A 15541-nucleotide genomic window follows, 5' to 3' on the forward strand; every position below is an offset into this window, starting at 1 on the left:
TTTATCCAGCTTTTCGATTAAATATTTTTGAAGTAAACCCTTGTTTACCTCCACCTTTACCGCCACGTCCTTCACGTCGTGGATCAATAATCTTCTTGTCCTTTTCTTCAGAAGTATCAGATGGTTTAGTAATTGGCTTTTCTGCGGACTTAATTCCTTCGTCTTCTTTTGGAGCTATGCCAAGTTTCATTGGTTCATCAACTTTTTGTTTTCGTCCTGTTTTAACTCCACTGTCATTAATTTCAGCCAAAGTTATATTAATATGGCTCATTCTCTTTAACAAAGGAGTAGCACGACCATGAGCTCTTGGCAACCAACGTTTTAAAACCGGACCGCAATCAACACGAATTTCTTTAATATACAAATTATCTTCAGTTAAATCAAAGTTATGGGTTGCATTTGCTACTGCTGAATCAAGCACTTTGCGCACAGGCATAGCTGCTAATTTACCAACAAATTGCAATTGATCCAAAGCTGGCTTAACTTTAAGGCCTTTTAACAAGCCAATAACAAGCCGTACTTTACGAGGTGATATTTTAATATAGCGAGCTGATGCTTTTACTTCCATATAAATATTTATTTACCTTTAGCTTGTTCTTTAGCCATCTTACCACCATGGCTAACAAATTTTCTGGTTGGGGAAAATTCACCAAACTTATGTCCAACCATATTTTCTGTTACTAGAACTGGAATATGTACTTTACCATTATGAACACCAAAGTTAAAACCAACCATTTCAGGAGTAATTGTTGAAGCACGATCCCAAAGCTTAAGAACGGTTTTATCACCTGGTTTAAGGTTTAGCACTCTTTTCTGGAGACGTTCATTAACGTATGGTCCTTTTTTTAGACTTCTAGACATAAGGCTGATTAAAGTTTCTTGCCATTTCGGCGAGTAATAATTAATTTATTTGAATGTTTTTTTCCTAAACGAGTTTTAACACCATAGGCATTCTTTCCCCATTTAGTTTTTGGATGCTTTAAACCGATAGGCTGATTACCTTCACCACCACCATGTGGGTGATCATTTGGGTTCATAGCTGTTCCACGAACTGTTGGACGAACACCAAGATAACGACTGCGACCAGCTTTACCCAATGTAACGTGACGACGATCAGCATTTCCAACTTGACCAATAGTGGCTAAACATTCTTTCTTTACCAAACGAATTTCACCAGATGGTAATTTTAACTGAGCAAACTTCTTTTCAACTGACATGACATACACTGAATTTCCTGCCCCGCGAGCTAAGCGACCACCTTGGCCTGGTTCAATTTCTACATTATGAACTGCTAATCCAACCGGAATAAATTCTAAAGGCATAGTGTTACCAACTTTTGGCTCAACTAAGGTTTTTGAACTTATAATATCCATTCCAACACTCATTCCAACTGGGGCAATAATATATCGCTTTTCGCCATCTTTATAATTTACTAAAGCAATACGTGGTCCACGATTTGGGTCATATTCAATGGTTATTACTATTCCTGGGACATCAAGTTTATCACGTTTAAAATCAACAATACGAATATAGCGTTTAACACCGCCTCCTTGGTGACGAACAGTAATCTTACCCTGTGCATTTCGGCCAGCATGCTGCTTTCGGAAAAGTAACAAAGAACGTTCTGGAGTCTTTGAAGTAATATCAGAAAAATCTTCGAAAGTTGCCGATCGACGTCCTGGAGTTGTTGGTTGTGCTTTTTTTATAGCCATATAATTATACGCCTTCGTATAGACTAATAGTTTTACCCTTTGGTAGGGTTACCATAGCTTTTTTCCAATCTTTTCGACGACCAATTGTTGAACCAATTCGTCGAGCTTTACCTTCACTTCTAATAATATTAACTTTAATTGGAGTTACACCATATACATCTTTAACGGCTTTAGCAACCTCAATCCGGTTAGCATTAAGTGCCACTGCAAAAAAATACTGGTTTAATGATTGTTGGTGAGAAGCCTTTTCTGAAATCAATGGACGAACTAAAACTCTGTAAGCCTGAGATGGGTTATTAGAATTTGTCTTTTTTTCTGCACCTGCATTTTTTGCATTTTCTTCAGCATACAATGTTTTCATTCCGCCATTAACGGACTCAGTCTTCTTTGACTTAGGTTCATCACTGTTATTCTTTGTTGCTGTTTTAAATATTGCCATATAATTAACTCTTATATCGTTCTTCAATTTGAGCAATTGCCTTTTTGGTAATTACTACATGACGGTATTTTAAAACATCAACCAAGTTAATATTATCAACACCTAATAATTTTACACCTTGTAAGTTACGGGCAGAATTTTTTACCATTCCTTCTGGCATATTTTCAATAATCAACATACTAGTTTTATCAGCTGTAAAAACCTTAGTCTTCATATTTTCAACAAGTGCATTAAAAACTTTAGTCTTATATTCTGTCATTGATAATTCATCTAAAATTGCCATCTGCTTGCTTGCAACTTTATCGGATAAAGCCACACGCAACGCCTGTCGCTTCATTTTAACATTCAAGCCTTTTGAAAAATTACGGCCTTTTGTTGGACCAAAAGTAACACCACCACCAATCCAAATTGGACTTCGGCTTGAACCAACACGAGCACGACCAGTTCCTTTCTGTCGCCAAGGCTTTTTTCCACCACCGCGAACTTCACTTCGGTCTTTTGTGTGTGCTAAAACCTGACGTTCGTTTGCTCTCTGAGCTACAACAGCTTGATGAACTAAACTTTCATTTTTTGGTTGGCCAAAAACTTTATCGGAAAGTTCTGTTTCACCGACATTTTCTCCTTTTTCGTTGTAGATGATTTCTTTAATCATATTAACTATTAGATGGTGTTTCAGTTTTTGTAGGCTCTACTTCTTCTTCAGATGTAACCTTAGTTTCCGCTTCAGCTGTTTCTACAACAACCTGAGCTTCTGCTTCTTTTGTTTCAACCTCTGGATTTTCTGCTTCTTTTACTTCTTCAACAACTTCTGACTCTACAACTAGTTCAACAGGAGTCTCTGTAACTTCAGTAGTTTCAGTAGTGGCTTCACTTCCCTCTTCAAGGTTTGCAGTTTCTTCGGCTACAACAGGTTCTTCAACTTTTGCTTCTGGTAAACCAAGTTCTAAGTCACCGTTGCCGGATAATAGGACTAGTCCATTACGAGCACCTGGGATTGCTCCTTTAATGAAAATAGTGTTAGTTGCTTCGTCAACAGAAACAATTTTTACATCATGCAGAGTTACTCTATCGCCACCCATACGGCCTCCCATACGCATACCTTTAAAAACGTGTTGGACACCACCGGCTCCAACTGATCCAGACATACGCAATTGATCTTTATTACCATGAGTTGCATCCTGACCATGAAAACCATGACGCTTAACAACTCCTTGAAAACCTTTACCTTTTGAGGTGCCTGTGATGGTTAATGTATCACCTGGTTTAAAAGTTTTTACAGATATTGTATCACCAGCTTTTAGTTCAGAGGCAGTTTCACTAGCTGGAAGTCTGAATTCACGAACAAAACGAAAATCACCTAAATTTTTAAAATGTCCACGTAATGGTTTAGTAATTAAACTTGCTCGACGCTTACCATAACCAACCTGAACAGCAGAATAGCCATCTTTTTCAGAATTTTTTAATTGAATAACAGTGCAAGGACCAGCTTCAATCTGAGTCACCGGTATAACCGTTTCCCCTTGCCAAATCTGTGTCATATTCACTTTTTTTCCAAGAATGAATTTCATATGTAGAAAAAATAAAAACCGGTTTTCATAAACCAGTCATCTTTATGCGTCTTATAAGTTAACACTACGTTAACTTGTTTGTTGCTATACAGCAAATTGTGACGATAGAAATGAATGCTTGATTTATGTTGTTCCTTCTCGGTATGGCTAGTTCTCTGCCCACTGCTCGCAATTGCGAGATTAAGCAAATAACACCATATCGGTTTTTTACATTTTGATTTCAATATCAACGCCCGTAGGCAAATTTAAATTACTTAAAGCTTCAATCGTAGCGGCTGAAGGTTCAATAATGTCCAATAAACGCTTGTGAGTTCTCATTTCAAACTGGTCACGAGCATCTTTATGAACAAAAGTTGACGCATTGACAGTATACTTTTTTTTTCTGTTTGTAAAGGAATTGGGCCATATAGATGGGCTCCAGTTCGTTTAACAGTCTGAACAATAATTTTTGTAGACTGGTCAATGATTTTGTGATCAAACGAACGAATCTTAATTCTAACTCGTTGTTTAAAATCGGTAGCAGGCGCTGCTGCTTTAACAACTGGCTTGCTCGTAACTTCGGTCATACGGTGAAATTCTAAATAATGTATTTCTGACTTATTAATGTTAAGTACAGATTACCCCCTCGGTCAACTGACCGAAGGGATCTATCTTTACTTAATAATTTTTACTACTACACCAGCACCAACGGTACGGCCACCTTCACGAATAGCAAAACGTTGCTTTTCTTCTAAGGCGACAGGTGAAATTAACTTAATGTTTAAGTTAACAGTATCACCAGGCATGACCATTTCTGTGCCTGCTGGCAATTCAACTTCACCAGTAACGTCTGTAGTTCTGATATAGAATTGTGGCTTATAACCTTTGAAAAATGGCTTATGTCGTCCACCTTCTTCTTTGCTTAAGATATAGACTTCACTTTCAAATTCTGTATGTGGAGTTACTGAGCCAGTCTTAGCAAGAACCTGTCCACGTTGAACATCATCTTTCTTTGTTCCACGAAGTAATAATCCGGCATTATCACCAGCCTGACCTTGATCAAGTTGCTTGTTAAACATTTCAATACCAGTAACGGTTGTTTTAGTTGTGTCAGCAAGTCCAACAATTTCAACTTCATCACCAACTTTAATAATACCTCTTTCAACACGACCAGTTACAACTGTTCCACGACCTTCAATTGAGAAAATATCTTCAATTGGTAATAGGAATGGTTTTTCAGTATCACGAACTGGGTCTGGAATATATTCATCAAGAGCTTTTACAAGTTGCATAACTGCATCTCCGTATTCACCAGTTGGATTTTCTAAAGCTTTCAAAGCACTTCCACGAATAATTGGAGTTGTGTCGCCTGGGAATTCATATTTCTTCAAAAGGTCCTTAACTTCTTCTTCAACTAAGTCGATTAATTCTTTGTCTTCAACCATATCGCACTTGTTAAGGAAAACAATGATATATGGCACACCAACCTGACGAGCTAACAAAATGTGCTCTCTGGTTTGAGGCATAGGTCCATCAGTAGCAGAAACTACCAAAATAGCTCCGTCCATTTGAGCAGCTCCGGTAATCATGTTTTTTACATAGTCAGCGTGACCAGGACAGTCAACGTGAGCATAGTGACGGTTTTCTGATTCATACTCAACGTGAGCTGTAGCAATAGTAATACCACGAGCTTTTTCTTCTGGAGCAGCGTCAATTTGATCAACACCCTTATCAGATGCTGCCAAACCTTTAGTTGCTAAAACTTTTAGTAAAGCGGCTGTTAAAGTCGTTTTACCATGGTCAACGTGGCCAATTGTTCCAACGTTCACATGAGTTTTTGAACGGTCAAATTTTTCTGCCATATATATTTTTTTAGTTAAAGTTTAAAGCTTGTCCTCGCAAAAGCGGGGATCTTTTTTTATATATTTAAATCTGCCTCTCGGCGACGGGATTCAGGAATAGTCCAGTTATTCTTTGCTACTTGACGCTCAAAACTAGGTTTTGGCGGACTCCAAGATTGAGAAATTTCAGACTCAACATTCTCCTGATTTCCGGTATATTCTTGAGAGAAATCAGAAAATTCTGAGCCTTGAACTTGCCCATTTTTCCAAATAGCAATATCGCGGTTTATTTTATCAATAAGCTCATCTTCTGTCAAGCCCTTAATATCACTACCCTCTTTAACTATATGTTCATAATCTGAAAGACCAGAAATAACATAACAATTATCAGGGTTTTGCTGATCAAAAACAATAAGCTTGTCTCCGGTCTTGTTAATCAAGTGTATGAGACGTTGTAGGCGATCTGACATACTTTAGGCTTAATTCTTGATAGATGGGATTTGTACATTGTAACTAATACAATAAACCCCGTCAATCCTAAAATTGTGAATATCTGTTATTTTTTATCTTTACCGACCTGACCAATAATGGCTTCAGCGGCATGGCGAGGTACTTCATTGTAATGAAGGAACTCCATGCTGTAGTTGGCTCTACCTTGGCTCATAGAGCGCAGTTGAGTAGCATAGCCAAACATTTCTGCCAAAGGCACCTTGGCGTCAATAACCTTTAAATTACCTCTATCATTCATCTGGTCAATTTGACCTCTCTTAGAGTTTAAGTCTCCAATTACATTTCCCATATATTCTTCCGGTGTTGTTACTTCAACTTTCATAATTGGTTCTAGTAATACAGGGTTTGCTTTACGGCAAGCTTCTTTAAAAGCTAGGATTCCAGCCATTTTGAAAGCAGCTTCTGAAGAGTCAACTTCGTGATATGAACCTTCAAAAACTGAAGCTTTAACATCTACCATAGGGTAACCAGCAACAATTCCTTTATCCAAAGCTTCTTTAAAGCCTTTTTCAATGGCCGGGATATATTCACGAGGAATGTTTCCACCTTTTACTTCATCAACAAACATTGAACCAGCACCTGCTTTTTGTGGTTCAATTCGTAACCAACAATGACCATATTGTCCTCGACCACCTGACTGCTTAATATACTTACCTTCAGCCTCAGCGCTTTGTTTAATTGTTTCTCGGTATGATACTTGTGGTTGACCAATGTTTGCTTCAACATTAAATTCACGCTTCATACGGTCAACAATAATATCCAAGTGTAATTCACCCATTCCTGAAATTAAAGTTTGATTTGTTTCTTCATCAGATTCAACTCTAAAAGTTGGATCTTCCTCAGCTAAACGAGATAAAGCCATGCCCATTTTTTCTTGGTCAGCTTTAGTTTTTGGTTCAACGGCAATTTTAATAACTGGTTCTGGAAATGTAATAGTTTCTAATAACACTGGGTGATCAACATCACATAATGTGTTTCCAGTAAATGTATCTTTTAAACCAATAACAGCGGCAATATCTCCAGAGTAAATTGCTTCAATTTCTTCGCGGTGATTGGCATGCATACGAACCAAACGACCAATACGCTCTTTTTTTCCAGTTTTAGAGTTTAAAACATATGAGCCAGACTTAAGCACACCGCTATACACACGAACGAAACATAATTTTCCAACAAATGGATCCGTAGCAATTTTAAAAGCTAACGCAGAAAAAGGCGCGTCGTCATTAACTGGAACTTCAATTTTTTTTGTTGTATCATCAGGATCCATAGCCTCAATTGGTGGCACATCTAAAGGAGAAGGTAAATAATTATTAACTGCATCAAGAACTAATTGAACACCAATATTTTTTAAGGCAGTTCCACATAATACTGGGTATATTTCATTTTTGATAACTGCTTTGCGTAAAGCTTTTTTTATTTCATCAACAGTTATCTCTTCTCCACCTAAATATTTTTCAGTTAAAGTTTCATCAGATTCAACAACTCTTTCAATCATTTCATGACGATGAGCATCAACTTTTTCTTTCATATCAGCCGGAATTTCAATTTCAGTAATCTGTTCACCGTTTTGTCCTTTGAATTCAAAGGCTTTTTGCTCAATTAAATCAATAACACCGCGCATTGTGTCTTCGGCACCAATAGGCAACTGGATTGCTACTGCGCGAGGGTTTAAACGATCACGGATTGACTTTAAACTCATATAAAAATCACCACCCATTTTATCCATTTTGTTAACAAAACAAAGACGAGGAACGTGATATTTGTCAGCTTGACGCCAAACTGTTTCAGACTGCGGTTCAACACCTGCAGCGCCGTCAAACACAGCTACAGCGCCATCAAGAACGCGTAGAGAACGCTCTACTTCAACAGTAAAGTCAACGTGACCAGGGGTATCAATAATGTTAATACGGTTATCATGCCAGAAACAGGTTGTGGCTGCAGAAGTGATAGTAATTCCTCTTTCTTTTTCTTGTTCCATCCAGTCCATTTCAGCTGCGCCTTCATGAACTTCTCCGATTTTATGCTTTTTTCCGGTATAAAAAAGCACACGTTCTGTAAACGTAGTTTTTCCAGCATCAATGTGTGCCATGATACCAATATTTCTTGTATTTTCTAAAGTATATTCACGTGCCATATAATAGAGTTAAAAGTAGGAAGTTAAAAAGCATGTCCCCGCGAAGGCGGGGATCTAAAGTTATACTAAACAATTATCGAGCAAAATGAGCGAAAGCTTTGTTTGCTTCAGCCATTCTCTGGACTTCAAGTTTCTTTTTAATAGAAGCACTTTCTCCTTTAGCAGTATCAAGAATTTCAACAGCTAGCTTTTCAGCCATTGGTTTGCCTTTGCGAGAACGTGCAGCTTCAATCATCCAACGGCAACCAAGCATAAAACGACGATCACCACGAACTTGGTATGGGATCTGATAGTTTGCACCACCAACACGACGACCACGAACTTCTAATAAAGGAGTAACCATTTTTAAAGCTTTATTAAAAACGTGGCGAGGATCTTGTTTTGATCTATCTTTAATAATATCAAAACAATCATACACTACTTTCTGAGCAACGGCTTTTTTACCACGACTCATTATATAGTTAATGAATTTAGCTATTTCCAGGTCGTTATAACGAACATCTGGCTGAATTTTTCTTTTAGGCGCTGGCTTTCCTCTCATAGAATGTAATGGTTTATAAGGTTATAATGTTATAAAGCTATAAAGTGGAATTCTAATCTTTCCTTCAACTTTACAACTTTATAACATTAAACTATTTTTTCGGTTTTTTATTACCGTATCGAGAACGGCTTTGGCGTCGAGCTTCAACTCCTTGAGCATCATAGACACCACGGATAATTTTATAACGGACACCTGGTAAATCTTTCGTACGACCACCTTTAATTAATACAATTGAGTGTTCTTGTAAGTTGTGACCAATTCCTGGGATATAAGCAGTAACTTCCATGCCGTTTGATAAACGAACACGGGCAATTTTACGTAAAGCTGAGTTTGGCTTTTTTGGTGTAGTTGTAGTTACTTTTAAACATACGCCTCGCTTAAAAGGAGCGCCATTAACGGTGATTTTTTTGCGACGATGTAAAGTGTCCAGTGTAAGCTTTAAGGCTGGAGATTTACTTTTAGTCTTAATACTATGTCGTCCCTGTTTAATTAATTGATTGATTGTTGGCATAGTGCCGTAAAATTTTCATAAAATAAATACCCGAACAATCGGGATGATAGTAAATATAACAGAAGCTTAAAATGAAGTCAAAAGGGATTTCTATTTAATAAAAAAAATTTTTTTTTTTTTTTAAATTATTAAAAAAAAAAAAGGTAAAAAAAAAATAAAAAAAAAAAAACCCCCCCAGAATTTTGCAATAATTTAAAATTTTTTTTTTTTTTTTTTTATTTTTTTATAAATTCCCCGGGCCCCCCCCGGGGGGTTTTTTTTTATTTAAAAAAAAATAAAAAATATTTTTTTAATCCCTTTTCGGTGCCCGCCCCCCCCCCTCCCCCCTGGGGGGTTTTTCCCTCCTTGGTTATTAATTATTTTTTAATAATTTTTATAATTATCAGTCCCCTGCCGGCCCCCCCCCGCCGGCCCGTGTGGGCGCTCTGGAGGGTTTTTTGGGGCTTTTGGTGTCCCCGTAGGGCCCTCCTCCGGGCCTGGGGGCCGGCCGTTCTCTCCCCCGGGCCGTCCTGTTGGTAATTTGTTAAATGAAAACTTAAAAATTTTTTATTAAGCAACTTTTCCTTTCCGTCCCCCCCCCGTGAACCGGGTTGGGGGGGGTAAAAAGTGGGGGAGTTGGGAGAGGAGAAAGTTTTTTGGGGGGGTTGGCCGAAAAAATTTTGGGGGTCCGTTTGGAAATCGAAAATAAGGTATGGGACAAAAGATAAACCATTACTTTTTTATAATTAATTTTTTTTTTTTATTTATTTTTTTTTTAATTAGTTTTCAAAAATTCGGCGGGAAATTAACAGCCTGAGAACAAGCAAAAAGGGAGAAAAAAGAAAATTGAAGAAATTGTGAAAAGGGTTAAGTTTTAAGTTGTCCGTTTTTCTTTTTTTTTGTCGTTTTTTCCTTGGGGGGGGGGGTTGGCTCCGTTGGTTGGGGGGGGAAGTAGGTATTTTTTTTTGGGGGAGAAAAAAAAAAAAAAAAAGAGGGAGAAAAAGAAAAAAAAAAAGGAATTAAAAAAAAAAAAGAAAAAAGAGGGGAAAACGGGGGAACCCCGCCCCCCAAAAAAAAAAAGAGGGTGCAGGAAGGGCCCCCCGGGGAAAAGGGAGGAAAAGAGCCCTTATAAGAGAGGGGGGGGGAGGAAAAAAAGGGGGGGGGGGGGGGGGGGGGGAACCCAAGGGGGGGGGGGGGGAAAAAAAAAAGGGGAGGGGGGGAAGGAAAGGAGGAAGGGGGGGGGGGGGTGGGGGGGGAGAAGAAAGGAAAATAAAAAACAAAAATGAAGTCAAGACTTAAATGATGCCCGTCAGAAGTGCAAATATCCAAAAAACGATAGTACTGGCAAAGCTTAAGGCCCCGGCCATAATAAGAAAAATTAGTATAATAAACCCATACTGCTCAACCCTATAAAACAATTCACGTCCACGGGTTGGTAGAAAGGTAAAAAGAATCTTTGAACCATCCAAAGGAGGTATTGGAATAAGGTTAAAAATGGCTAAAGCTAGGTTAATATAACAGATAATCATTGCCAGTAGGCAAAGACTGGTGGTTAGCGAACTATAAGTTAATGACGAAATTAGAGCTGTATTTCCTTGAAAAAAAGCGGTTAAAAGCGTAACTTTGGCTCCTTCTGCTGTGGGTATAAACCGAGCAATTAGGCCAAAAAATAAAGCTAAAATAATATTTGAGCCCGGTCCCGCCAATGCTACTTTTAAATCCCCATATCTATGGTCTCGTAAATTATTTGGATTATATGGCACTGGTTTAGCCCAAGCAAAAAAGAAACTAGCTTTCGTCAACACTAATAGCAAAGGAAGAATAACTGACCCCACTGGATCAAGATGCTTTAACGGGTTAAGTGTTAATCTCCCCTCTCGTTCTGCAGTATCGTCACCAAGGCGCTTAGCCATCCAACCATGAGCATACTCATGAATAATAGCTGAAAATACTAAAACAATAATTGAGAGAATAGTTAGAATCATAATTGTAATTTTACCATACAAATCAAAAATCCAGTTCCCCGCCTTCGCCTGCCTTCCGGCAGACAGGTGCGGATGACAAATTAATCTACTCCCGATGTTTTGGTGTTACCCAAAAACCCATATATTTTCCAAGCATCAAACGTGTTTGAGCTTCTAATCCCGGGATAGCACCAAAAACAATAATTACTACGGGCAAGAATAACCATTGCACTAACATTATCACATATTTTTTTATACCACCTTTATGGTCTTGGGGCAGAATAAGAACAGAGATAATTGCCGAAATCACCATACCAACCATAGCTAAGGTCATAAAAAACTTCGTAACTGTTGGTAAATTATTAGAAAGAACTGTTGAATTAAAACGATCACCGCCTAACAACAACGGCAACCATCCCAATACTGAGGTAATTAAAGCATTAGTTGCCCAAGAATGAAAACCATATAATTGAACAATAATATGATTGATATATCGCTTCTTCGCTTCCTTTGGTAAAGTTTTCCATTGCTTAAAAGTATTGAACAGTAAATAAGGAATATTCTCTACTCCCCAGCCCCAACGACGTTGCTGGCGATATAAGTTACTGCTGGTTTTAATAATCCCCTTATCCATACAAATATCCATAGAAACCGGGAAATATAAAGGTTCAACTCGATAATCACCTTTATAATAACAGAAACAATGCCAAAAAATTCGTGAATCCTCACTAACCATATTTGTTGACCAAAAGCCAATATCAACTAAGGCGCGCCAGGTCATTGAATGAGATGAATATGTTGCTAGTTTTTCTGGACGTAACTGCTGCATCATCTGCCAGAAGGTATTTGAAAATGCAGCCACACGAGCAAAAAATGGCGCTTCCCATAAATTATTATGGTAGACAGGAACTGGTTGAAAGCTCGCACGATATGGATTTTCAACAGTCAGGAAATGATACATTAAACAATAAAAATAACCGGGGTAAATAATTGTATCTGCATCAAATACACTCACTAACAGTAAATCATAGTCAAAATTTTCCTTATCAATAATTAAATGTTTTAGTTCCGCTGCTGCCCAGGCTTGATTGGCGCCTTTGCCTTTTAGCTCCCCAACAATATCATCAGGATGAACTGTTACTAAAAATCTACCAAATAAATGTGCATATTCTTTAGTAATAATTTGAGATCGCTGCTTACCTTCCTCCCCCTCTCTCCCTTCAGTTGCCAAAACCACAATTAGTCTATCATGAGGATAATCAGAGTTCACTAAACCATTAAGTGTAGAACGAAGTACGGTTAAACTTTCTCTATAGTTTGGAATAATAATAATATGATAAAAATCTCTCCATGAGACAGAGCGTGTTTCTCCACTATGAGGAACTACAATATTTTTTACTTCTAAAGCTTCACAACGTAGCTTCCAGTCAATTTTCATATACTTACGCATCAATCGAAAGGAAATTAGAAGATGAGTCCCTAAAAACAAAACTAAAATTAGCCAATAAATATTAAATAAAATTATAAAAAAAGCACTGCCCACTGGTTCAAAGTAGGAAAATATAATCAATCCGATAATTGTGCCCCATGCCAATGCCCCCGGTAATATCTCCAAAAAACGATATATTTTTTTGTCTTTACCTGTTAAATCAGTGGCTTTACTTACTTTAAAATAATTCATGTAAATAACCAAAAAATTAGATGTATAGCACTTTTCTTAAAACTTTATTTTTCCCATTTAAAACGAACAAATAATTTTTCACCAGAAAAATATAAAATATAAAACAAGACGCTTATAATAAGCCAATTTGATAGATAGGTCAAATCAATGATATAGGTAAAAATTGTATAAAAAATTGCTAAGGGGTCTGTAAAAATTTCCCAACTATTCCATCGATTAATCAATCCAATCAAAACTCCAAGAGCCATAACCGGAATAATGCCCAAAATAAAAATCCAACTAGCTACGATCCCATACAATTCATGGATTACCGATCGAATTGGGCGAATAGTCCAAACAAAAGTCGGCCAGCCTACAGCTGCAAAAGCAAAAAAGAAAATAACCATCCAGGCATTACTGGCACAAACATTTCCAAATTCATAACTTGGACAGAAACCAATAATATGACGGGCATCGGTTAATATGTAGGCTGTATTTGGAGCCAGTAATATCCAAGCAACACTTAACAAAATAATTACAAGATAATTTTTCTGTTTTAAACGAATAAAATTTACTAACCAATAGGTTATCAATACTGCCAAAGCTGCCAAAAAGAAATTCCAAGCAATAACAGAAATAGGATAACCGTTTATTTGTGTTTCCCAGAATGGCAATTTATTTAAAAATACTTCAGGACGATACAAAGAGTTATTTATAAATCGAGACATAAAATATTATTTCTAGATACTAATTGAATCGAACTGATTGACCAGGTTGTAATGAGCCGTGAGTATGATTATGTTGTTCTCTGGGTGAGCTGATATCGTTATTTAAAACAGCGTCGTGAGTTTTTTCAATAGTAGGTTGCAGAATAGTTTGATTAATTTTATTACCATGAAAATCACTTGGAACTTCAGCTGATAATTCACTAAGTGATAAAGGACGAGGAGATGATTGCTCCACAGGAGCCACTGGTTCAAAAATTGGCTTATTAATTTCTTGAGGTGATACTTGGGGTTTTGTGAAAGAAGCAGAGTAAATTGGTCGTTTAGATAATTGCTCAATTTCTTTCTGTTTTAAAGCTTTCCTCTGATTTGTTGATAGTTCTTTTTCTTGTCGTAAAATTGTTAAGCATTCCTTACAAAATATTGGGCGAACTCCATCTGGTTTAAAAGGAACACGAGTAGTTTTTTGACAACGAGAACATATCGCCTCGTACTTGTACACAGAAGGATCAAGTATTGGCATAGCTTGTGGTTGAGGACTTGGATTTTGTGAAACTTCTCTTACTTGATTAATAGGTTCTGAATTAATTTTTTGAGAAATCGGCTGCGACATAGGCTTAACAGCTGAGGTAGGTTTAATTGGTTGTATTGATTCAGATGGCTGATTTTTACTAACAGTAATGCGTGGAGTTTCTTCTTCGGCATGCCAGCGCATAATCTTTTCTTCTACTTCTTCTCGAGGTGCAGAATAACGTTCACGGGTATTTCTAATAACCTTTTCTTCATTTTGTGTTCGTTCAGAATCTTTTAAAGGGGCTAAACCACGGGCTGAAAATGGATCTGAAGCCACACCATCAATCATTAATTTTAAACAAATACTATATTTTGGAAGATTGACTAAATCTTCTTCAGTAAACACTGGAGTAAATTCTTTAACTAATTCTTCAGCATCAGTAGCCCCAATTCGAAATACTACCAGTGTTCCAACGTTTCCAAAAACAGCTGCTTTAACTTTATCACTAAGCTGCTCAATATATTGATGACCCATTATTAAATTAAGGCGATACTTACGGGCTTCTGAAAGAATGTTGGCAAAACTATCTGTAGCAAAATTCTGAAACTCGTCAACATATAGATAAAAATCCCGTCGCTCCTCTTCGTGAACATTAACTCGACTCATGGCTGCTAATTGAATTTTTGTAATAACCATTGAACCAAGTAACTCTGAATTATCTTCACCAATCCGACCCTTACTGAGGTTCATGATTAAAATTTTTCCTTCGTCCATAACCTCGCGCAAATCAATTGATGAGTTTGTTTGGCCAACAATATTTCGGATTAAAGAACTTGATAAGAATTGTCCAACTTTATTTTGAATTGGAGACACTGCCTCAGCCGCAAATTTATCTGCATAACCAGCAAATTCTTTTGTCCAAAAAGATTTAACAACCGGATCTTGAATATTATCAATAACTTTTTTTCTAAATGACTTATCAGACAACATTCGTGTAACAGCCAATAAAGTTGAATTTGGGTAATCCAAAATTGCTAAGATACTGTTACGTAAAATATATTCCAAACGAGGTCCCCAAGAATCTGCCCACAATTTTTGAAATACTCCAATTAAACCAGAGGCTACCAAGTGTCGTAGATGAGGAGCAACTTGTTCAACAACGTTAAAAGCAATCGGATAATTTACATCTGCCGGATTAAAATAGATAACATCATTAATACGGTTTGAGGGAATATATTGAATAACTTTTTCTGCCAAGTCGCCATGAGGATCAACAACGGCCACTCCCCGCCCAGCCCGAATATCATCAATGATCATATTCTCTAAAATCGTTGACTTACCCATACCAGTTTTTCCAATCAAATACATATGACGACGACGATCGTCAGTTTTGATCCCAAAACGTCGATGTTGATTTCTATAAGTTGTTTCCGCAAATAGCGCTAAATCTGACATATGGTAAAA

Annotated in this window: 15 protein-coding genes and 1 pseudogene; all 16 read right to left on the bottom strand. The window is 37.3% G+C overall.

Features of this window, described 5'->3' with window-relative positions:
* Position 1: 1 nt before the first annotated feature.
* The 16 genes and pseudogenes from rplV to IPN41_02980 all read right to left on the bottom strand — a co-directional run bounded on the left by rplV (position 2) and on the right by IPN41_02980 (position 15532).
* On the bottom strand, positions 2-568 hold the full coding sequence (rplV, locus tag IPN41_02905) for a 50S ribosomal protein L22 (protein ID QQS60052.1): 567 nt from the start codon (positions 566-568) through the stop codon (positions 2-4).
* A gap of 8 nt (positions 569-576) precedes the next feature.
* On the bottom strand, positions 577-861 hold the full coding sequence (rpsS, locus tag IPN41_02910) for a 30S ribosomal protein S19 (protein ID QQS60053.1): 285 nt from the start codon (positions 859-861) through the stop codon (positions 577-579).
* 8 nt (positions 862-869) lie between these two features.
* On the bottom strand, positions 870-1712 hold the full coding sequence (gene rplB, locus IPN41_02915; protein ID QQS60054.1) for a 50S ribosomal protein L2: 843 nt from the start codon (positions 1710-1712) through the stop codon (positions 870-872).
* Positions 1713-1716: 4 nt separating this feature from the next.
* Complete coding sequence (gene rplW / locus IPN41_02920; GenBank protein QQS60055.1) at positions 1717-2151, bottom strand: 50S ribosomal protein L23; 435 nt, start codon at positions 2149-2151, stop codon at positions 1717-1719.
* A 4-nt stretch (positions 2152-2155) separates the two neighbouring features.
* Complete coding sequence (gene rplD, locus IPN41_02925) at positions 2156-2803, bottom strand: 50S ribosomal protein L4 (protein QQS60056.1); 648 nt, start codon at positions 2801-2803, stop codon at positions 2156-2158.
* Position 2804: 1 nt separating this feature from the next.
* On the bottom strand, positions 2805-3719 hold the full coding sequence (rplC, locus tag IPN41_02930; GenBank protein QQS60057.1) for a 50S ribosomal protein L3: 915 nt from the start codon (positions 3717-3719) through the stop codon (positions 2805-2807).
* Positions 3720-3926: 207 nt separating this feature from the next.
* Positions 3927-4285, bottom strand: a pseudogene (gene rpsJ / locus IPN41_02935) (30S ribosomal protein S10).
* Positions 4286-4372: 87 nt separating this feature from the next.
* Complete coding sequence (tuf, locus tag IPN41_02940; GenBank protein QQS60058.1) at positions 4373-5560, bottom strand: elongation factor Tu; 1188 nt, start codon at positions 5558-5560, stop codon at positions 4373-4375.
* Positions 5561-5616: 56 nt separating this feature from the next.
* Positions 5617-6009 (bottom strand): hypothetical protein, encoded by a 393-nt coding sequence (locus tag IPN41_02945; GenBank protein QQS60059.1) that lies wholly within the window; start codon positions 6007-6009, stop codon positions 5617-5619.
* A gap of 86 nt (positions 6010-6095) precedes the next feature.
* On the bottom strand, positions 6096-8183 hold the full coding sequence (gene fusA / locus IPN41_02950; protein ID QQS60060.1) for an elongation factor G: 2088 nt from the start codon (positions 8181-8183) through the stop codon (positions 6096-6098).
* A 73-nt stretch (positions 8184-8256) separates the two neighbouring features.
* A complete protein-coding gene (rpsG, locus tag IPN41_02955) occupies positions 8257-8724 on the bottom strand; it encodes a 30S ribosomal protein S7 (protein ID QQS60061.1) in 468 nt (155 codons plus the stop codon).
* A gap of 91 nt (positions 8725-8815) precedes the next feature.
* Complete coding sequence (gene rpsL, locus IPN41_02960; GenBank protein ID QQS60062.1) at positions 8816-9235, bottom strand: 30S ribosomal protein S12; 420 nt, start codon at positions 9233-9235, stop codon at positions 8816-8818.
* 1274 nt (positions 9236-10509) lie between these two features.
* The gene (locus IPN41_02965; protein ID QQS60063.1) at positions 10510-11199 is read right to left on the bottom strand and encodes a site-2 protease family protein; all 690 of its coding nucleotides are present in this window, start codon (positions 11197-11199) and stop codon (positions 10510-10512) included.
* 85 nt (positions 11200-11284) lie between these two features.
* Positions 11285-12859 (bottom strand): glycosyltransferase family 2 protein, encoded by a 1575-nt coding sequence (locus IPN41_02970; protein QQS60064.1) that lies wholly within the window; start codon positions 12857-12859, stop codon positions 11285-11287.
* Between the two features lie 44 nt (positions 12860-12903).
* On the bottom strand, positions 12904-13566 hold the full coding sequence (locus tag IPN41_02975) for a DUF1361 domain-containing protein (GenBank protein QQS60065.1): 663 nt from the start codon (positions 13564-13566) through the stop codon (positions 12904-12906).
* Between the two features lie 19 nt (positions 13567-13585).
* Positions 13586-15532 carry a type IV secretion system DNA-binding domain-containing protein gene (locus IPN41_02980; GenBank protein ID QQS60066.1) on the bottom strand — a complete coding sequence of 649 codons (1947 nt, stop codon included), beginning with the start codon at positions 15530-15532 and terminating at the stop codon, positions 13586-13588.
* Between the last annotated feature and the right edge of the window lie 9 nt (positions 15533-15541).

Source organism: Candidatus Falkowbacteria bacterium, assembly GCA_016699775.1.
GTDB classification, from domain to species: domain Bacteria; phylum Patescibacteriota; class Patescibacteriia; order Patescibacteriales; family Patescibacteriaceae; genus Patescibacterium; species Patescibacterium danicum.